At 40.0% G+C, this 20,189-nt stretch carries 15 protein-coding genes and 1 pseudogene; 8 read left to right on the top strand and 8 right to left on the bottom strand.

Annotated features, from left to right (window positions below; translation table 11 throughout):
- Positions 1-40 precede the first annotated feature (40 nt).
- The 4 genes from LOS73_RS05730 to LOS73_RS05715 all read left to right on the top strand — a co-directional run bounded on the left by LOS73_RS05730 (position 41) and on the right by LOS73_RS05715 (position 4,411).
- Entirely contained in the window at positions 41-1,048 is a 1,008-nt protein-coding gene (locus LOS73_RS05730) for an AraC family transcriptional regulator (protein WP_306725370.1), read from the top strand.
- 28 nt (positions 1,049-1,076) lie between these two features.
- On the top strand, positions 1,077-2,072 hold the full coding sequence (locus LOS73_RS05725) for a Gfo/Idh/MocA family protein (RefSeq protein WP_457934651.1): 996 nt from the start codon (positions 1,077-1,079) through the stop codon (positions 2,070-2,072).
- Positions 2,073-2,522: 450 nt separating this feature from the next.
- Positions 2,523-3,263: a FadR/GntR family transcriptional regulator gene (locus LOS73_RS05720; RefSeq protein ID WP_033030709.1), complete on the top strand. Its 741-nt coding sequence runs from the start codon at positions 2,523-2,525 to the stop codon at positions 3,261-3,263.
- Positions 3,264-3,547: 284 nt separating this feature from the next.
- The gene (locus LOS73_RS05715) at positions 3,548-4,411 is read left to right on the top strand and encodes an EamA family transporter (RefSeq protein ID WP_457934650.1); all 864 of its coding nucleotides are present in this window, start codon (positions 3,548-3,550) and stop codon (positions 4,409-4,411) included.
- An 82-nt stretch (positions 4,412-4,493) separates the two neighbouring features.
- Here LOS73_RS05715 and LOS73_RS05710 read toward each other — a convergent pair whose 3' ends face one another.
- Together LOS73_RS05710 and LOS73_RS05705 are read right to left on the bottom strand one after the other, a co-directional pair.
- The gene (locus LOS73_RS05710) at positions 4,494-5,690 is read right to left on the bottom strand and encodes an MFS transporter (protein WP_457934649.1); all 1,197 of its coding nucleotides are present in this window, start codon (positions 5,688-5,690) and stop codon (positions 4,494-4,496) included.
- Between the two features lie 73 nt (positions 5,691-5,763).
- Positions 5,764-6,858 (bottom strand): NADH:flavin oxidoreductase/NADH oxidase, encoded by a 1,095-nt coding sequence (locus LOS73_RS05705; RefSeq protein ID WP_457934648.1) that lies wholly within the window; start codon positions 6,856-6,858, stop codon positions 5,764-5,766.
- Positions 6,859-7,336: 478 nt separating this feature from the next.
- Between LOS73_RS05705 and LOS73_RS05700 the strand changes: the two genes are divergently transcribed.
- Entirely contained in the window at positions 7,337-9,751 is a 2,415-nt protein-coding gene (locus tag LOS73_RS05700; protein WP_002960583.1) for a TonB-dependent receptor, read from the top strand.
- An 85-nt stretch (positions 9,752-9,836) separates the two neighbouring features.
- Positions 9,837-11,420 carry a tetratricopeptide repeat-containing sulfotransferase family protein gene (locus tag LOS73_RS05695; protein WP_457934647.1) on the top strand — a complete coding sequence of 528 codons (1,584 nt, stop codon included), beginning with the start codon at positions 9,837-9,839 and terminating at the stop codon, positions 11,418-11,420.
- Positions 11,421-11,760: 340 nt separating this feature from the next.
- Here LOS73_RS05695 and LOS73_RS05690 read toward each other — a convergent pair whose 3' ends face one another.
- Both LOS73_RS05690 and LOS73_RS05685 read right to left on the bottom strand, forming a co-directional pair.
- Positions 11,761-12,192, bottom strand: coding sequence for a universal stress protein (locus LOS73_RS05690; RefSeq protein ID WP_272450927.1), 432 nt, complete (start codon positions 12,190-12,192; stop codon positions 11,761-11,763).
- Between the two features lie 713 nt (positions 12,193-12,905).
- Positions 12,906-13,880 carry a transposase gene (locus LOS73_RS05685; RefSeq protein ID WP_457934646.1) on the bottom strand — a complete coding sequence of 325 codons (975 nt, stop codon included), beginning with the start codon at positions 13,878-13,880 and terminating at the stop codon, positions 12,906-12,908.
- 92 nt (positions 13,881-13,972) lie between these two features.
- On the opposite strand from LOS73_RS05685, the pseudogene LOS73_RS05680 reads away from it, so the two are divergent.
- A pseudogene (locus LOS73_RS05680) lies at positions 13,973-14,305 on the top strand (sulfotransferase); the annotation flags it as partial.
- A 182-nt stretch (positions 14,306-14,487) separates the two neighbouring features.
- Here LOS73_RS05680 and LOS73_RS05675 read toward each other — a convergent pair.
- The 4 genes from LOS73_RS05675 to LOS73_RS05660 all read right to left on the bottom strand — a co-directional run bounded on the left by LOS73_RS05675 (position 14,488) and on the right by LOS73_RS05660 (position 17,343).
- Positions 14,488-15,168, bottom strand: a complete 681-nt coding sequence (locus tag LOS73_RS05675; RefSeq protein WP_457934645.1) for a hypothetical protein — start codon at positions 15,166-15,168, stop codon at positions 14,488-14,490.
- A 124-nt stretch (positions 15,169-15,292) separates the two neighbouring features.
- Positions 15,293-15,970 carry a hypothetical protein gene (locus LOS73_RS05670; RefSeq protein WP_457934644.1) on the bottom strand — a complete coding sequence of 226 codons (678 nt, stop codon included), beginning with the start codon at positions 15,968-15,970 and terminating at the stop codon, positions 15,293-15,295.
- A gap of 367 nt (positions 15,971-16,337) precedes the next feature.
- Complete coding sequence (locus LOS73_RS05665) at positions 16,338-16,883, bottom strand: DUF7010 family protein (protein WP_008134451.1); 546 nt, start codon at positions 16,881-16,883, stop codon at positions 16,338-16,340.
- A gap of 55 nt (positions 16,884-16,938) precedes the next feature.
- Complete coding sequence (locus LOS73_RS05660; RefSeq protein WP_369619988.1) at positions 16,939-17,343, bottom strand: hypothetical protein; 405 nt, start codon at positions 17,341-17,343, stop codon at positions 16,939-16,941.
- A 256-nt stretch (positions 17,344-17,599) separates the two neighbouring features.
- Here LOS73_RS05660 and uvrA point away from each other — a divergent pair, with 256 nt between their 5' ends.
- Positions 17,600-20,158 (top strand): excinuclease ABC subunit UvrA, encoded by a 2,559-nt coding sequence (gene uvrA, locus LOS73_RS05655; RefSeq protein ID WP_457934643.1) that lies wholly within the window; start codon positions 17,600-17,602, stop codon positions 20,156-20,158.
- Positions 20,159-20,189: the final 31 nt, after the last annotated feature.

Raw genomic sequence — 20,189 nt, 5'->3', positions numbered from 1 at the left:
AAACTTGATATTTTTAGACACCGTTTATTTGAGGTTAACTATGAGCAGCCTAATTAGAGCTACGTCACTACAAGGTATAGATACCCTAATTAGAGAGTTTGGCGGCGATCCGTATATGATCATGCGAAGTAATAATATTAATATTGACTTTGAATGCCTGGAAAACCAATATTTGCCTTATCGTGCCTACGCCGAGGTATTAGAGTACTGCGCGTGTAAATTTAATTGCCTCAGCTTTGGCCTTCAGCTTGCAAGCAGGCAAAATTTTGATATTTTAGGACACGTTGCAATAGCAGCCAAAAGCGGCACTAACTTAGGTGATGCGCTCAATTGGGTTGTTAAATACTTGCATTTACATAGCCCTGCACTGAGTTTAACGTCGCACCCTTTAGAGGATGAAAAAAGCTTATTTCTCTCATTCGAAATTAGCCTAAAACCCTTACCTAACATTAGCCAAGCGATTGAGCTTACCATTGGTTTAGCACTCGCTATTATAAAAAAGCTGAGCAATAACCGCTGTAAACCAATGAATGTATTTTTGCCACAAAGATTAAGTGCTAACGCTCGCGCTTATAACGCTTATTTTGGCTGTGACGTTATAGAACACCGTAATAGCGCCGGCATTGTAATAGTGAAAAGCGACTTGGCACTTAAGCTTGAACAATCAGAGCTAAATAAGGTACAAGCTGCGCTGAGTTTTTTAGCCAAAAATGCAGAGCACACGCAATCATTACCCAACCAAGTCAGTGCGTTAATAAGGCCAATGTTGCCTATTTATCAATGCAGTAACCAAACTATTTCTGCTGCGCTGGGTATGCACCCTCGCACCCTACACCGAGAACTTGCAAAACATAATACGAGCTTTGTAAAACTAAAAGATGCCACTCGCCGCGCTTTAGCTGCTCATTACTTAGCGCAGAACCAATATACAATATCAACCATATCTGAGCTTTTAGGGTATCAGGAGCAAGCAACATTATGTGCTAATGTTAAACGCTGGTTTGGGTGTTCTCCTCGTACATACAGGGCTAAAAAAGTGATAGACTAAGCGCTCTTATATTTTCTAAGGAGCGGGTATGAACTTTGTTATTGTTGGCACCAATTTTATTAGCGACACATTGTTAGCCGCTGCAAATACGTTAAACGATTTTAATTTGTACGCAGTGTGCTCGCGTGCAGTATCAAGCGGCGAAGCGTTTTTAGCCAAACACCCACAAAATGCACAAGCTAAAATTTTCACCTCAATCGAGCAAGTTTGCCAAGATCACAATGTCGATGCTGTCTACATAGCCGCCCCTAACAGCTTACACAAACAATATGCCGTTATGTGCCTAGAAGCGGGTAAACATGTCCTTGGCGAAAAACCATCAGCAGCCAATTCTAAAGAGCTTGCAAGCATTATAGCTACAGCAAAAAAGCATCAGCGCCTTTACATGGAAGCCATGATGACCACTCACTTGCCTAACTTTGCACGGCTGCAACAGGCAATGGTAAAAATTGGCACACCACGTAAATACATTGGGCAATATAGTCAATATTCATCTCGCTACGATAAGTACAAAAATGGCGAACGGCCAAATACATTTTTACCTGAGTTTGCTAATGGTGCACTGGTTGACTTAGGTATCTATCCGCTTTATTTACTCATTGCACTTTGGGGCGCACCAAAAAGCGTGAGTGCCAGTGGCGTATTGCTTGATACAGGTGTAGATGGTGCGGGCGATGTATTACTAAATTACGCAGATAAACAAGCTGTTATTAGTTACTCCAAAATATCGCAAGGCGACAACATAACCGAAATACAAGGCGAACTTGGCCGTATTCGTATCGAAGCCGTATTACAACTTAAAAAAATAGAGTTTATTGCTAACAATGGAGAGCGTGAGTTAATGTCTATCGCATTTGACGAGCACTTTATGAAATTTGAAGTTGAGCATTTTATGCAAATGGTTAGTCAAAAAAAGTTACAATCGGACATTAACACACATCAATTAGCACGTAATGTGATGGCAGTACTTGACGAGGCCCGTAAACAATTAGGGGTTATTTACCCAAACGACACGGTATCCTAAAAATCTAAAAATCTAAAAATAAATGTGGGCGTTAACCAACGACAATTAACGCCCACAGTAATTTATTTTGTAATATGACTTAGCTACCAATATTACCTAAGCCAGAGCGACCCCCTTCCATGGGCAATCAATTTGGCTTAAATTACTTTTTACAATTGTTGCTAATGGCACATGCACTTTCAATATGTAAATTATTTGTTTCAAAAAAGTACGATGCAAAACTATCACAGCAAAACCTACCAATCAAGATTACCAATTATTTATTTTAAATTAAATTGGTAATACATGTAAAAATTACCAATAATGTACTATGATTTTAGTTATAATATGACTTTGCAATTTTGACATAGTGGTTAACTTTACGGTAACCTTTGGTCTTAACATTTGGTCTACGCTTTAAGTTTTACAAGATCTAGCGCGTACAGTCCTTAAGGTATATAAAGGTAAAATATGGGAAATCGTCGCTTATTTTGGCGCATCGTTGATAAGGTTGAGTCTTTAATAAACCAAGGTGAATTTTCTGCTGGCATGCGTTTACCGCCAGAAAGAGAACTAGCAGAGATGTTCGACGTTAGCCGCCCTACAATTAGAGAAGCTATTATCGCATTAGAAGTGCGCGGTCGTGTTGAAGTAAAAACGGGTTCCGGTGTTTACGTAGTAGAAAGCCTCGACGCACCAATTAAATCCCAAGAAATCAGTGCTTTTGAACTAACTCAAGCCCGTGCACTCATCGAAGGTGAAATTGCAGCTTTAGCAGCGTTAAGTATTACAGAACAAGAACTTGAAAAACTAAACAAGACGCTTGAAGCCATGCAAGAAGGCTTATATGTTGAGCAAGCAGACAGAGAATTTCATGAAATAATAGCACGTGCAACGCGCAACAAAGCGCTTGAATTTGCCGTCGCTAATTTATGGGATTTACGCTTAACTAATGCACAAATTGTAACTGATTACAGTAGCGTATGTGCTAATAACAACGAATGCGTAATGAACGAACATACTGCTATTTATAATGCATTAAAGCAACATGATGCAAATGCTGCTCGTGCAGCAATGCATCAACATTTTAATCGACTCATTAACGCGTTATTTGATGCCGTTGAGTCGCGCGCTTTAGAAGAAGTGAAACGTAAAAATAGCGAAAAACGAGGCCTCTACTCTTTAGATGGCTTAGTAAAAAGCGCTCATTAATACAATGAAAAGCTAGCACTCGTCCTGATTGCTAGCTTTTTCTGCTCTTTAGTAATAAAAATATCACTTAAATTTAGAATAACCCTCCTTACTTTTGAACATAAAACCTTACGTATAAATATAAAAAAAGATACTATGCCTGCCATTCAACTGGTTGTAATACCAATCTGCTTGTATTGGATCTATTTGACGATAATAAAATCACGCTAGAACTAGGCAAAATTTTTTTTATCTAGTTGTTCTAAATGAAAGATTTATGCAGATTGGTATAATTAAGGAGTATTATGCAAGCATCTTCAAAAAGTTATTTACTGGCTATCGTGTGTGTGCTGCTTGCCATGATGACCATTCAAACGGGCGCGTCGTTTGCAAAACAGCTTTTTCCTATTGTTGGCCCTGAAGGCACGACAGCCCTTAGGCTTGGTTTTTCTGCCTTTATACTTTGCTTAGTGTTTAAACCTTGGAAACACTTACCTACTTCTGGTAATCGTATTCCTATAATTGTGTATGGTTTAAGTTTAGGCGGCATGAACATTTTGTTTTATTACGCTATTGAACGCATTCCACTAGGCATTGGTGTAGCGCTTGAATTTACAGGTCCGCTTGCAGTTGCCTTGTTTTCATCACGCCGAAAACGTGACTTGTTTTGGGTGGCGTGTGCTATTACTGGTATTTTGCTTTTGCTTCCAGATATGAGCGGCCAAGACAGCCTTGATCCATTGGGTGTAGCGCTTGCACTTAGTGCCGGTGCATGTTGGGCAGGTTATATATTATTTGGTAAAAAAACGGGTACGCAAAGCTCTGGTGGAGCCACTGTCGCATTGGGCATGACTGTTGCCGCTATAGTGTTAGTGCCTTACGGCGGCATTATGCAAAGCGCCGCGTTTACATGGGAAATTATCCCATTAGGGATTGGTATTGCTATTTTATCAAGCGCACTGCCTTATACACTTGAAATGGTTGCACTGCGTAACATGCCTTCACAAGGGTTTAGCGTAATGATGAGTTTAGAGCCTGCAATTGCCTCGCTCGCAGGGTTTATTATACTGGGTGAATTGCTTACTTTATGGCAGTGGCTCGCTATATTGCTTGTTATTATTGCATCTGTTGGTAGCTCGTTTTCAAACGCAAAAAAACAGGCTACTTAGTTAACTACCAAACTAACCTAAACAAGCTAAATAAAGTCACCACGTAACATGGTGACTTTATTATGTTGTATCCGGTAATTTTTTAACTCACAGCCTTACTTTGCTTTTTAGTTGTAAGCAAATAGCCAATCAACGAAATAAGCGGCATGCCGGCAGCCACCAGTGCAATAGCTGTCCAACCGCCCGCTTCATATAATGGGCTGGCAATAAGCGAGCCTACTGCGCCACCTACAAATATACTCGTCATGTAAATAGCGTTTAAACGCGCACGGCTTTGTGGCTCTAGTGCGTACACTGCACGTTGACCCAATACCATATTGGCCTGCACAGCAAAATCAATAAACACACCGGTTAATGCCAATACTATAATGCCGTAAGGTAACTCAAATAAGCTTGGTAAAAAGCACAGTGCTGCAATAAGTTTGGCCAGTAACGATAACTGATGCGTATAGCCCTTATCAGCCAAACGCCCAACAATGGGAGCTGCTACAGCACCTGCGGCGCCCACTAGTGCAAACAATGCTATTTCTGATTGGGATAAACCATACTCACGGGCAAGCACAACCGGTACGCTCGTCCAAAATAAGCTGAACGATGCAAACATTAACGCTTGAAAAAGTGAACGTTGGCGCAGCACTGGCTGGCTTATCATTAATTGTTTAAGCGATTTTAATAACTTAAAATACGTTGTTTTATGGGTTGGTTGCCTACTTGGAATAGCAAAATAAATTACGCCAGCAATAAACACCATACACCCTGCTGCAAAGTAAAATACAGCGCGCCAACCAAAGTGATCGGCTATTAAGCTCGATATAGGTCTTGCTAGCAAAATACCTAACAACAAACCCGCCATAATATTACCAAGAACTTGTCCGCGTTTTTCGTCAGACGATAAATGCGCAGCAAGTGGAATAAGCACCTGAACAGAAACCGAACTTATACCTATCATCAAACACAAAATAAGCATTACATTAGGTGAATCAGCAAGTGCCGTACCCACTAAACTCAAAAACGACACACCAAGAGTGACCAACATAAGCTTTTTATTTTCAACTAAATCAGCTAATGGTACTAAAAAAAACAACCCCAAAGCGTAGCCTATTTGTGTAAGCGATACGATAAGGCTAGCACTGCGTGAACTTAATCCAACTTCTGGGGCAAGTAACTCAATAATAGGTTGAGCGTAATAAATATTGGCAACAATAAGACCGCAACACAAAGCAATAATAGTAACGAGTGTATTGCTAAGTGGTTGCGCTGAAACGCCTGTTTGGGTCATGTGTGTCTCTACTTTACAAAAATAATAAAACCCAACCAGCAAACGCGGGTTGGGTTATAACCTCGTAATTTACTTATTTTATTGGTGATGGCTGCCCATGTGGGCTTGAACGTAAATATTGTTTAGGTGCAGTTACTGTAGCGCCAAGCTCTGCAGCTGCATGCCACGGCCAGTGCGGGTTATATAAAATGCCACGCGCTAGTGCTACGCCATCGGCTTGCTGCTCACTAATAATATCTTCTGCTTGTTGCGCCTGTGTAATTAAACCCACCGCTATAACAGGCATTTTAACCGCTTCTTTTATGGCTGTTGCAAACGGTACCTGGAAATTAGGTTTAACTGGTATTTGTTGATCTGGGCTTAGGCCCGCCGTACTTACATGAATAAAGTCACAACCGAGTTCATCAAGCGCTTTACTAAGCACTATCGATTGCTCTAAATCCCAGCCGCCTTCAACCCAATCAGTTGCCGAAATACGCACACCTACCGCTTTATTACTGGGGAATACCGCTCTTACCGCTTTAAACACATCAAGCAATAAACGCATTCTGTTTTCTAGGCTACCACCATAGTTGTCATCGCGCTTGTTTGAAAGTGGCGACAAAAACTGGTGTAACAGGTAACCGTGCGCACCATGTAGCTCGATTAAATCAAGGCCGAGTTCATCAGCCCGTTTAGCTGCACTTACAAAATCTTTAATTAGTGAATCTATGTCAGATTGGCTCATTGCTTTTGGCACTGGGCTGTTAGCGTCGTACGCAATTGCCGAAGGTGCGAGCGTTTGCCAGCCATTTACATCATCAGGTGCAATGGCATCACCACCGTCCCATGGTTTTTCAGTTGATGCTTTGCGCCCAGCATGCGCTAACTGAATACCAATAGGCATAGGGCTGTATTGCCTTACTGCTTTTAGGCTTTTGCCTAGTGCTTGCTGGGTTTCATTATTCCAAAGCCCTAAATCGCCGTAACTAATACGCCCTTCTGGGTTTACTGCTGTTGCTTCTAAAATAAGTAACCCTGCACCACTTAAACTCAATTGGCCTAAATGAATAGTATGCCAATCGCTAGCAGCGCCATTATTGGCTGAATACTGGCACATAGGGGCAATAATAATACGGTTATCTAACGTTACTTGCCCAAGTGATAAAGGCGAAAATAGTTGGCTCATTGTTAATCCTTAAAAACACGCACAAAAAAGTGCGGACAAAATAAAAAAGAGAATACGAAGCGGCAATCAAACACGCTCACTCAATAACTTAAACTGTCACTAATAATGGCGACTTAACATTCTTAATGGGGATCAAAATACACTTTAATAGTGCTAATAAAAGTATAAGTAATGACATTATGAAATATTAATTTTAATGTAATAATTTGTTTAACGAGCACGTCATAACACCATCTTTAAAATATGAATGACTATTTACCTTTAAACAAGGGTTTAATTTTTAATCTAACTGTACCTAATTACACTAAGCCATTGCCTGTATTACCGATTAACCAAATAAAAACCCTACATATCAACCATATTTATTCTATAAAAGTGAATTAAAATTCAATTTAAATATTCCAAGCGACTTCACTCCCTGATAAACTGCTTAACTTAATTTACTAATGTAAAACATTTGAACTGGGGATCACTTTTTATGTTTAAACCAAGCTTGTTAACCTTGGCTATTTCGAGCGCTGTTTCTAGCGTATTTTTATTGCCTAATGCCGCACTTGCTCAAGAAGAAGTTGCAGCTAAAAACAAATCACTCGAAGTAATCGAAGTTACAGCAACAAGGCGCAGCGGCTCGGTGCAAAATGCACCGCTAAATATTACAGCCCTTGATGCTGATATAATGAAAGATCAAAATATCAGTGAGCTTGCGGATGTAGCGCGCTGGGTACCTGGTTTAACAATTACCGATCAAGGTGGCCGCTCAGGCTCGCCTATTATTGTTCGTGGTTTAAATACAAACTCGTCTGGTCCATCATCAGATGGCGGCACAGTATCTACTTACATTAACGAAATTCCGGTTTCAGTAGATATGCGCCTAGTAGATATTGAGCGCGTTGAAGTACTCATTGGGCCACAAGGCACCCTTTATGGTGCAGGCACATTAGGCGGTGCAATTCGCTACATGCTAAAACAGCCGGAGCTTGATTTTACATCGCTTGAAGTTTACGGCGACCTATTTCAAACAAAAGAAAGTGACTCTTTAGGCGGCGAAGGCGGCTTTATATTTAACCTTCCTATTATCGAAGATAAATTAGCAGTACGCGCCAGCTTAAACGTATATGAAGATCCGGGTTTTATCGATTACGGCTACGTAGTACGTGAGCCTGGCGTATCGTTGCCAGATCCAGATTGGAGCGATAGCTCAGCAGTTAGTAACAACCTTAAAAATGTAAAAGACGCCAACGGCGAAACCACCACTACAGGTCGTATTTCTGTTCGCTTTAAACCAAATGAATCGTTTGAAGGTACGCTTAACTACTTTTACCAAAACCAAGACAGCGAAGGCCGCTCGATTGTTCATTACAACAGCCTTAATTCAAACAACGGTTTAAGCGACGTAATAGGTAAATACGAATCGGCTTATCGCTTTGAAGAGCCGCGCGAGAAAAAAGACCAATTACTAAGCCTTGAACTAAAAGCCGACCTAGGTTTTGCAGAGCTAGTATCGGCTACTGGTATTTCGAGCTTTGATGCCGACGGCCAACGCGATCAAACCGATTTACTTATTCGCCTTGATTATGGCTATGAAGAATTCCCAGCGTTTTCATCTTTCACGCGTGAGATTGAAGAAGAAGACACCTTCACCCAAGAGCTGCGTTTAGTATCGCAAGGCGATAGCGACTTAAACTGGATTGTTGGTGCGTTTTACAACAAAATAGAAACGGATGCTTCTAGTAAAGAGTTTACGCCTGGCTTTGGTGACTTTGCAGTAGAAAACTTTGGCGCTTCGCAGTCTCGCCCAGATCAACTTGAGTACTTCTCGGTAGATCGTACCGAAATAACAGAATCAGCTTTGTTTGGCGAAATAGGCTACCAAGTAACAGAAAAACTAGACGTAACTTTAGGTATGCGTTTATACCAATACGACGTTGAATCTGAGTCAGCTGTAGATTTTCCATTATTTAATACCTTATTTGATGACGCAGCACCTGATGCTATTTCATTAAACTTTGAAAAAAATGAAGCTGACGATAACGGCAGCCTCTTTAAGTTTAATGCTAAATACCAATTCACAAATTCAGTCATGGGCTATGTAACGGTAAGTGAAGGATTTAGAATCGGCGGTTCAAATGGTTTAGCACCGTGTCCTGATCCATTACCAGCTAACCAAGCAGGTTGTGGTAGTCCAGAAGAAATGCTTTACGATGCCGATACAACAACAAACTACGAGTTAGGCTTTAAAAGCACCTGGTTTAGAAGCCAACTTCACTTTAACGCCGCTCTATTTAACGTAGATTGGGATGATGCACAAATTGCGGGCGCTACTGATGTAGGCCAACTACCGTACTTATCTAACGCAGGTAGCGCTAACGCAAAAGGGATTGAAATATCTACCCGTGCCATTTTATCTGACTCGTTTTCAGTTTATGCAACCTATGCTTATACAAAAGCAGAGCTAACATCAGATGCACCATTTTTGTTTAATGCTGATGGTACCGATGGCGCAGAAGACGGCGACCGTTTACCAGGCTCTCCAGAGCATCAGTTCTCAATGGGTGTAAACTATCAAACAGATGTATTTAACGACAAAACGCTTGATATTAACTACGGTCTAACCGCGCAAAGTGATGTAATTACAAGAGTTGGCTTGCATGACAATGGCGAAACACTACCAGGTTACAGCTTAAGTAATATATCTGCTAAATTAACAGCTGATGCATGGTCAACTACCCTATATGTTGATAACCTATTCAACAAATACGCAGTTACCTCAGTTCGTCGTTCAGATGCCGATATAACATCAGCAAATGGTGCCGACATACAACGTAACTACGGCCATTACATTAATCGCCCGCTTACGGTAGGTGTTAAATTTAACTACAAATTTGAAATATAATTTATAGTAATTTTTAAACAATGTTTTAAGGCTCAAATTTATTTGAGCCTTTTTATTTTCTTTCACAAAATAATTACCAAAAACCATGCAGCCAAATTTAAAGCAACTTCATCAAAGCGCAATACACTCCCTAAACCAAGGTAAAATAGAGCAAGCACACAAAGCCCTAGTGGAGTTAGTTACACTCAAACCAGACTTTGCTGATGGGTATTTTTTGCTGGCAATGGTTAATTTAACTGTTGGGCAAATACACAAAGCAATAAAGCTCATCGAAAAAGCCCTCACCCTTGGCCAAAGTATTGAATACACCGCGCAACTTGCTAAATGTTACGCACTTACTGGCGAATTACAAAAAGCAAAAAACACCGCACTATCGGTGCCATTAAAGCAAATAACTAAAGCACTTGATGCCGACACACTCGGCGTTGCACTTACTCAAGCAGGTATTCACGAGCAAGCACTTAACTACTTTGAGCGCGCTATTACACTGTCTACAGCAGCTAACAAAGCTCAACCTCAGTTTTATTATAACTACGGTGTAAGCGCTAAGTTTTTAGGGCTATTTGATAAAGCCCAACACGCTTTTGAAAATGCCATAGCGCTTAACCCGCTGCACCACCAAAGTCATTTTGCATTAAGTGATTTAACTAAAGTAAGTACACAAAACAATCATATTGAACGCTTAAAAAACGTGTTTGAGCAAGTAACACACCCGGATGCAAAACTGCATATTGGCCATGCACTCGCAAAAGAGTATCAAGATATTGGTGAGTATTCAGAGGCTTTTAACGCGTTAGAGCAAGGTAAAGTAGTAAAACGTGCTGTGCAGCCGTTTGATCATAAAAGCTCAACTGAGTTATTTGAACACATTAAACACTTAAGTGAGCAGCATAAACAAGCCCCAACACAAGGTAACCAAACGGCCGAACCTATTTTTGTATTAGGCATGCCCCGCTCTGGAACCACATTAGTTGAGCGTATTTTATCGAGCCACAGCGACGTGCAATCAGCCGGTGAATTACAAGACTTTGGCCTAAGTGTTAAAAAGCTGAGCCAAACACAAACACCCCATGTGCTCGACACTCAAACGCTCAGTAAAGCCTACGAGCTTGATTTTAATCAGCTTGGGTCAACCTATTTAAACGCAACACGCGTAATAACAGGCAGCCATAAACACTTTATTGATAAGCTCCCGTTTAACTTTTTTTATATCGATTTAATAACCAAAGCACTGCCAAACGCCAAAATAATTTGTATGCTGCGCGATCCAATGGACATCTGTATTGGCAACTATCGCCAATTATTTACCATTAATAACCCCTACTACGCGTACTCGCTCGATTTACTCGACACAGCAAAATTTTACAGCCGTTTTTACAAACTAATGCAGCACTTTAGTACCCTGCACAGCAATATAAAATTAGTAAAATACGAAGAATTAGTCGCACAGCCCGAGCAACAAATAAAAGAGTTAGTCAGCTTTTGTAACCTAGAGTGGCAGGAGCAATGTATAGATTTTCACTTAAACACCGCACCGGTCTCTACTGCAAGTAAAATGCAAGTACGCCAACCACTTAACAATAAAGCAATTGGCCGTTGGAAAGCATTTAAGCCCCATACTGATAAAGCAGTGGAGTACCTTTTAAAACAAGGTATTAGTATTGAGTAAACGCTTTATTTTACCGGTGGGAAAATCCAAATAGGCGGCTTTGTGCCAATGTAGGTCGGATAAGCGAAGCGCCATCCGACACAGTAAAATACCTTGCCAATTATTATCAACATTTTATGTTGTTGAGTGATTGGAGGGTGGCCATAAGCGGACCTTCATTATTCAGTCAATTCATGAGGAAAAGACCAGGTTATACATGCAGGTACTGCCCCAGTATGAAACGTTCACTTTCGGGCAATTAAACCGTGTATTGACGTTTACACGACTCACATTTTTACCCAACGTGCTGGCCACTTTGTCCCGTCTAAAACCGCAGCGGGACAAGAGATACGCCCCAATTTTATTTGACTATTAACACTGGGCAATCAGCTTTATTGGCGAGCGTTTCTGCAACGTTAACATTCAAAAAATGAGAAAGTCCGGTTCTCCCATGACTGGCAATTACCACCATGCCTATATCACCGCTATTAGTCTCATCTAAAATCTCATTAATGGCATCACCATGTCGAATAACCGTTTCAATCTTTAAATCAGTATTCAACTGACCTAATAACTCATGCATTTTACTCGCCGCAGCGTCTTCCATATTTTTAGCTAACTCTTGGGGAGTTATCGCAAGGATCATATAATTCTCATTATCTGAAGGCTGATCAACAATGTGTAAAATACGAATGCCTACTTGATATAAATTCGCCATTTCAATGGCATATTGCAAAGCATGTGATGCAGTATCAGAAAAATCCGTAGGCCATAAAATATTACCTGTTCGCATATTATTCTCCTTCACAATTTATAATCATATTTTTCAATGATATTACCAACTCCATAAGAATAGACTCGGCTCCATCTCAGCAAGTTAAGTGTAGTGAGTATTAAAAGGTTATCTATTGATTACGATCAATAAATAACAATAAGGCACTAAAAGTAACAATACCTCATCAATTTATGCTTATTGATTAGGCTGTGATTGCGGGGTTTATTACTCTGGTTGTCGTTGTTGTTTCTTTTATAAGATAATCAATATTTGGAATAGTTGGGGCTGACAGTCAGTTTTCGCTCACAGTTGAACTCCACAAAAGTGCCAATAACAGCCATTAGTTAGTCTGATAGTAAAAACTGCTATCTGAAACTTTTTGAACAATATCGAATTCCAAACCTATATGGCTATAATCACCAGAAGTTGGAATAGTTGATTTATGGTTAATTACGATTCCCCAATGGTTATCGCTTATACCTCCAAAGATTATGTTGAGACTCTCTTCGTTTACTCTCGGGCGAAACTAGACAGCCACTTTAATTATACAAGCCAAACTGTGTCATAAAATTTATCTTTTAGGTTAAAAATTTACCTTTCCTACTGGATTACTTTCATTTCACCTATTAAATAAGTCATTAACTCTATTAAACCTAAATCACACGCATAAAAATGGCTGCATGGTGCAGTTGTGATTTATTACTGAATAGTTTTACTGAGTAGCTTAAGCTTTATGCAAGTAGCTTTTCGCAGTTACTGATATTCGCCCGTCGCTTTCTGTTTAAATTTTCACAGTAACTTGCTTGTGAACTTGGCCTGCCTACTGCACCATGAAATACACGCGTAAATTGTGTGGTGAGTTTTAACCAGTTCTCGGGGGATATATTCACTCTTTCGAGTAAGGGTAGGTGCGAACTTTCAATATAACCTCGTTTGTCTTCTCGTATACAACGTCCAGTTAACTCAACAAGTTCAAGGTACGATTTAAGCTTAAACGGCAGCCCTTTTGGCATAATTTGACGTGGCATGCCTGCAAAGCGCAGTAGTTGTTTTGGTTGCTTGCCATCCTTTGCATACGTTAAACGCTGTTTGATGCTGGTATGGTCTGACTCCTCTGGTGTATTAGCCATTTTGGCTCTAATGGGGTTTAAATCAACATACGCCATGCAGGCTGCAAGTGCTGCTTCGTCTAATAATGCTTGAGACGTAAAGCGCCCTTCCCAAAACCTACCTGTGCAGTTATCTTCTTTATTTGCTCTGCGGGCAATGTCTTCATTTAACAACCGCATAAACCAGCTAATACTTGATAGGCGCTCGCGGTAGTCGTTTACTGTTTGATTGAAAAAGATAAGTTCGGCTTTACTTAGCTTTTCACCCTGTATGTATTTTTGCGTAAGTACAGTACCTTTACAGAGCTTATGCCAGCGAATGATAATCGCTTTATCGTTTAATCGATTCGCTTTTTTATCATCAACATACAGTACTAAGTGGGTGTGATTACTCATAACAGCGTAAGCACATACATCAATACAAAATACCTTCGCTAATTCAAGCAGCTTATCTTCAACCCAGCCTCGTCGATGCTCGTAAGATTGACCAGTAAAACGGTCTTCTCCACATAAAAATGCACGACGAACACAGCGTGAAATACAGTGATAGTATTTTGTATCAACCAAACTTACTTGACGCTTTCTTGCAATTGCCATAAGACACCCTGCTCGTTTTTTGCACTAACTAAAACGTAGCCTTTAATTTTGAAAAGTGCAAAATTTAGGATGGGTGTCTGTTCTATTTGATGCTCGATTTACTCGACACTGCAAAATTTTACAGCCGTTTTTACAAACTAATGCAGCACTTTAGTACCCTGCACAGCAATATAAAATTAGTAAAATACGAAGAATTAGTCGCACAGCCCGAGCAACAAATTAAAGAGTTAGTCAGCTTTTGTAACTTAGAGTGGCAGGAGCAATGTATAGATTTTCACTTAAACACCGCACCGGTCTCTACCGCCAGTAAAGTACAAGTACGCCAACCACTTAACAATAAAGCAATAGGCCGTTGGAAAGCGTTTAAGCCCCATACTGATGCAGTTGAAGATTACTTTTTAAAGCAAGGTATCAGTTTTGAGTAAGGGCTTTGTAGCTTGGGAGTTAAATGGATGGACTCAGGGATAGTTCGCTTTGTGCCAGTGTAGGTCGGATAATCGAAGCGCCATCCAACACTGTAAAATACCTTGCCAATTATTATCAACATTTTATGTTGTCGAGTGGCTGGAGAGTGCCAAAAGCGGACTGTCGTAACCTTAGACTCTTGTTACGTGTTTTCAACTTGAACCGGCAAAATTTCTTTTAAAAATGGAAATTCGTAAATACAAGATGAATTAATTTTTTTACGAATAGCATCGTCACCATCACCATGTTTTGCCAAACAAAGATAATACTTGGTGTTTTCATGGATAGCATAAATGAGCCATTCACCAGTTGTTTTTTGTTCTTCTCTACGTCTCTGTAAGTTACCCGTAACGAGATCGTTCACTATATGAGAAATATCCTCGGCAGTCATATATTGCTCTTCACCACTTTTTTTAGCATCTATTATTCTTTGCTTAAAATAAGGGATACTGTAACTTTTTAGCGCATTATTAACATTTTGAGCTAGCCCAGAAATGCTACCATCCATGTAATGTTTATGCCAAAGCCCTTTAAGTGGAGGTCTTTTAAATTCAGATTGCTCTTTAGTGTGACTTTCAGGTTCAGTTCCCTCAAGAAACTTCACCTCATGCATGACAGCATCAACATTTATAAGACTATTTTCAAATCCAAAGAATAAGTCTAACAAAAACGAAACGCTATAGCGGTTTTCTAATACCTCGGCTATCCGAATCATTATTTTAAAATCGTTAATTTTTGCGTACATCTCAGGGGATTCTTCTTGAAACTTATCTAAGAAAATATTCTCCAAATTCACTCCTTTTGCCTCACAAAAATTTTCCATATAGAACTCCATGATGATTACAACACTGACACGTAACGCCGCAATAAGCGGACTAAAATTGTTGGTTATAATGTGTAGCGAAGCGAAACTTAACCAACTGTTTTAGTTCCGTTTAATTGCCTTGTTAGCCGTTTACATAAGGCTGAAAAGACATCTGTTCCATCATTTTATGTTTAAAATGACCTTCAGGTAGATATGAAAAAAACTCAGTTGTCATATCTAAAGCAGTTTCACAACACCACTTTGCAAACTGTGGATTTTGAACACTATCAATCCAACTTTCATCTGCAGTTGGATCGATGTTTGTTACTAGCTTCTTATCCTTTAACCGCGAATACAATTTATGCCGAATTGAACATAAGTCAATTTCAGATTTCTCCCCACCTATTACTTTCTTTTGTTTTACTACTTCAGATTTTCGATGGATAAGTTCATTTCTTAACAACGTAAGGAGTGTGAAATTTTGAAACACCTTCCCTCCTCTATCCCACCTTTTATCAGTAAAGTGTTCTTTAGCTGTATGATATTTTTCTGCTGTTGATACTTGATCATCTTGCATTTGATTAATTAAGTCATAGAAATCACGTTCTTTATCGGTTCTCCGACCACCTCTAAAGATCTCACAACTCATTGCGGTTTCATTTATAAATGCTTCTAATGAATTATAACTAAAGATTAGACTAACAAGTGCTTGTTCGGGTTCATTCTCAACTTTATTACTAGCTTCTAAAGCTATTTTATAAAGAAATCCAGATCGAAAAAAAACATGTGTCGATTTTATTATTTTGCCTCGGAAATCCATACATCCTCCATGACGGCTAACAGCTTATTGAACACCATTTAGGTGGTTTATAACACACCAAAACGGCGTATATTACATACTCTGATAATTTCACCAATAATTACCTTTGTAAACAAGTAATTAAAACAACTAGGAACTAAGCATGTTATTTTGCCCCAAAACGGCGTTTAATAATGTTATCGGACAAAATTAGATTTCTACTCAAAACATAGGAATAAATTTAATTTTTTAATGTCTGCTATTCGCTCTAAGCCGACTAATGGATACATGCTATTTGCAGATACTCAATACTTTAAAAAGCCTTTGCTATATACCAAGCTGAAGGGTAACTCCAACTGCACACTATTTTTGCGATTATAAGAGCTTATTATTCTGTTTTTAAAACCATACCTTTCGATTGGGCAAATATTACTAGCGCAAATACTATTTCGGTTATCCCGCCAATAAAGGCGCCGATTACAAAATTGGCATTTAATACAATACACAACATGCCAGAAAACATAAGCGAAGCACCTAAAATCCAGTACACTTTCATGCCATATAAAGTGTTGAAAACTAAATAGCGAACACCAATTATCATCAGCATTATTGAATAAAACCATTCAGCTTGAAGTTTTGCTACATAAAACGCTAAAAACAAACCAACAAATAAAATAATAGTGCTTTCTAAGGCCAATTTACCTAATGGATTTTTAGGGTCATGATTGCCAGAGCGTTTAAGCGCTTTTGAAAGTAGCATGGCTAAAGGATGTATAAACATACCACCAAAAAACAAAGTAAGCATACTCGATTGATTTGAATGCAGTAATGCGACAAAGCCAGCTATACACCAAACCAAGCCAGACACTAATACACCGGTTCCACCACCGAAATATGCGAGGTTCATATTTTGTTGCGCATCTTCAAACTTCATAAAAATCCTTAATTTTAGAAATATCCCTAATTTAATATTATCGCATCGTTATTAGTTACAAATCGTTACTCGAATACACACTTAAAATAGGGAATTTATAATCGGCAAACGATACAGTTACCGATTGTGTTTCGTTGCCTTTAAAACCGAGTTTAAATTCCATTGGCATGAATCGGCTGCCGTCAGCAAAAAGTGCAAGTAAGTGCTCCTCGCCTAATTCGCGATTGCCCGACGATAAGTTAGTTAGCGTTATAACAGCCCAGCGTTCACCCTCTTCATTGCTCATTAATACATAATTAACGATTTTAAAATCCCCTTTTTTAGGGGTTATGTTGCTATCGTTTGCAAACGATAAGTGCATGCTATTTGGTACTGCACGGTCAACATTTAGCGCGTTGATTGTGTCGGCTTGGGTTGCCCACGAAAGCACTAATAAAATGATCACTAAGGCTTTATTCACTGTTAGTTCCTTTTTATTACCAAGTAACATACCTAGTAAATTACATAACAATAACTGTTTAAATTATATTCGCATTCCATACCTATTATGTAAACAAACAATCATCGTAATTTTATCCAGCGCTTTGGCTGCGCCACTACAGACTAAGCGCTCATTCAGTGTGCTTGCGCTACTTTGAGGTAATAACGAGTGATAAGAGTAAATAATTCAAAGCTAACTTAAAGTAAAAAGCGCGATTAAACAGGAGTATAAACGTATGGCAAGCACACATAAAAACTCAACAATGAATTTATCTGATCCCAGTAACAGCATTCAATTAAGAGGGGCGCGCGTTCACAACTTAAAAAATGTAGACGTTGATTTACCTCGTAACGCATTGGTTGTTTTTACAGGAATATCGGGTTCTGGAAAATCGTCGCTTGCGTTTGGAACGCTGTTTGCTGAGTCGCAGCACCGTTATCTTGATTCGGTATCACCATACGCCCGTAGGTTAATAGATCAAGTTGATGAGCCCGATGTTGATTCTATTGAAGGACTACCGCCTGCCGTTGCTTTGCAGCAGCAACGCGGCGCACCGTCGATTCGTTCATCCGTTGGCAGCATAACAACTATTTCTAACGCGCTACGTATGCTTTACTCACGCGCAGGCGAATACCCCAAAGGGCAAGGCATACTTTACGCCGATGCGTTTTCGCCGAATACGCCACAAGGTGCGTGCCCAGAATGCTCAGGAATAGGCCGAGTATTTGAAGTAACCGAAAAGCTACTTGTGCCAGACGATACAAAAACTATTCGCCAGCGCGCCATTGAAGCGTGGCCACCAGCATGGCAAGGTAAAAACCTAAGCCGTATTCTTACTTCCCTTGGTTATGACATAGATACGCCTTGGAACAAACTTTCTAAAAAAGCACGCGATTGGATTTTATTTACCGACGAAACTCCTACTGTGCCGGTATACCCAGATTACACCTATGAGCAAACACAAAATGCGATAAAAAATAACGAAGATCCAAGCTACATGGGGACTTTTTCAAGCGCTAAACGCTTTGTTTTACAGTCTTTTGCTACCACGCAAAGCCCGCGTACAAAAAAGCGCGTATCGCAGTTTATGCAAATATCGCAGTGCCCTACCTGCCAAGGTAAAAAATTAAAACAAGCGTCGCTAAGTGTTAAATTTGCAGGGCTCGATATTGGCGAGCTATCTCAACTTACATTAAACGAACTTGCTAAAAAATTAAGTAATGCCGCCAACACCAAAGTAAATAAAAATACAAAAAATCCAGAGCAAGCCATTGTTACGCAGCGCATTGCTAGCGATATTCTCACTCGTATTGAGGCACTAACCATGCTTGGTTTAGGGTACTTGTCGCTTGAGCGCACAACACCAACGCTCTCACCTGGTGAGTTACAACGATTGCGACTTGCCACACAAATTCGCTCTAAATTATTTGGGGTAGTTTACGTGTTAGATGAACCATCAGCGGGTTTACACCCTGCCGATACTCAAGCACTTTTAAAAGCGCTCGACGAGTTAATAGCGGCTGGCAATTCTGTATTTGTTGTTGAACACGATGTTAGCGTTGTTAAACACGCCGATTGGATTGTTGATGTAGGCCCTGATGCAGGTGTCTATGGTGGCGACATTATTTACAGCGGCCCTGTTGAAGGGTTAAGCAAAATAAAAAATTCGCACACCGGTCGTCACCTTTTTGCTAAAAACGCCAGTCAAGAGTCTACTCAAAACAGCGCGCAAAAAAAGGAGCAAAGGCAGCCAAAAGCGTGGTTAAAATTGGCTGATATTGAGCGTAACAATCTTAAAAAACTCAATGCAGAATTTCCACTAGGTGTTATGACAACCGTTACTGGGGTTTCGGGCTCTGGTAAATCAAGCTTAGTGAGCCAAGCGTTAGTAGAGCTTGTTTACGAAGCACTTGGGCAAAAAGTAATCCCGGAAGCCCCCACCGACGAAGCCGACTTACTCGAACAAGAACTGCAAACACACTCCAGCGGAAAAATCATTGAAGGTATAAATAATATAAGCCGCCTAATTACCGTAAATCAAAAAGCGATTGGCCGTACCCCTCATTCAAACTTAGCTACCTATACGGGTTTGTTTGATCATGTGCGTAAACTATTTGCTTCTACCCAAAAAGCGAAAGAGCGCCGTTACGATGCCGGTCGCTTTTCGTTTAATGTTGCTAAAGGTCGCTGTAAAAACTGTGAGGGCGTTGGCTTTGTAAGTATAGAGCTGCTGTTTTTACCTAGCGTTTACTCACCTTGCCAAGTGTGTCATGGCAAACGTTATAACGAGCAAACACTTGAGGTTACATATCGTGATAAAAACATAAGCGATATCCTCAATTTAACGGTTGAATCGGCGCATACCTTTTTTGAAAACGAACCTGCAATACTGCGAGCACTCGATGCACTTATGCAAGTAGGTCTTGGGTATTTACGTTTAGGGCAACCTGCCACTGAGCTTTCTGGCGGTGAAGCGCAGCGTATTAAATTAGCAACCGAGCTGCAACGTGCGCAGCGCGGTAACACACTTTATATTCTTGATGAGCCAACCACAGGCCTGCATCCATCCGATGTATCAATGTTAATGTCGCAGTTAAATAAATTAGTAGATGCTGGCAATACCGTCATTATGGTTGAACACGATATGCAAGTAGCCCGCAATAGTGACTGGGTCATAGATGTAGGACCCGGTGCTGGTGAAGAAGGCGGCTTAATTGTAGCCCAAGGTAAACCTACAGAGGTAGCTCAATCTAAAATAAGCCGAACAGCACCTTTTTTGAATGGTGCAATTTAAAGAGCAGGTAAACACTAAATAACAAAAAAGA

The organism is Pseudoalteromonas sp. SCSIO 43210 (assembly GCF_054133285.1).
Note: the sequence above shows the minus strand (reverse complement) of the source record. Positions and strands in the feature narration are given on the sequence as shown.

Coding starts and splice junctions, on each gene's coding strand:
- LOS73_RS05730 (WP_306725370.1), top strand. CDS start 41: ATGAGCAGCCTAATTAGAGCTACGTCACTACAAGGTATAGATACCCTA.
- LOS73_RS05725 (WP_457934651.1), top strand. CDS start 1,077: ATGAACTTTGTTATTGTTGGCACCAATTTTATTAGCGACACATTGTTA.
- LOS73_RS05720 (WP_033030709.1), top strand. CDS start 2,523: ATGGGAAATCGTCGCTTATTTTGGCGCATCGTTGATAAGGTTGAGTCT.
- LOS73_RS05715 (WP_457934650.1), top strand. CDS start 3,548: ATGCAAGCATCTTCAAAAAGTTATTTACTGGCTATCGTGTGTGTGCTG.
- LOS73_RS05710 (WP_457934649.1), bottom strand. CDS start 5,690: ATGACCCAAACAGGCGTTTCAGCGCAACCACTTAGCAATACACTCGTT.
- LOS73_RS05705 (WP_457934648.1), bottom strand. CDS start 6,858: ATGAGCCAACTATTTTCGCCTTTATCACTTGGGCAAGTAACGTTAGAT.
- LOS73_RS05700 (WP_002960583.1), top strand. CDS start 7,337: ATGTTTAAACCAAGCTTGTTAACCTTGGCTATTTCGAGCGCTGTTTCT.
- LOS73_RS05695 (WP_457934647.1), top strand. CDS start 9,837: ATGCAGCCAAATTTAAAGCAACTTCATCAAAGCGCAATACACTCCCTA.
- LOS73_RS05690 (WP_272450927.1), bottom strand. CDS start 12,192: ATGCGAACAGGTAATATTTTATGGCCTACGGATTTTTCTGATACTGCA.
- LOS73_RS05685 (WP_457934646.1), bottom strand. CDS start 13,880: ATGGCAATTGCAAGAAAGCGTCAAGTAAGTTTGGTTGATACAAAATAC.
- LOS73_RS05675 (WP_457934645.1), bottom strand. CDS start 15,168: ATGGAAAATTTTTGTGAGGCAAAAGGAGTGAATTTGGAGAATATTTTC.
- LOS73_RS05670 (WP_457934644.1), bottom strand. CDS start 15,970: ATGGATTTCCGAGGCAAAATAATAAAATCGACACATGTTTTTTTTCGA.
- LOS73_RS05665 (WP_008134451.1), bottom strand. CDS start 16,883: ATGAAGTTTGAAGATGCGCAACAAAATATGAACCTCGCATATTTCGGT.
- uvrA (WP_457934643.1), top strand. CDS start 17,600: ATGGCAAGCACACATAAAAACTCAACAATGAATTTATCTGATCCCAGT.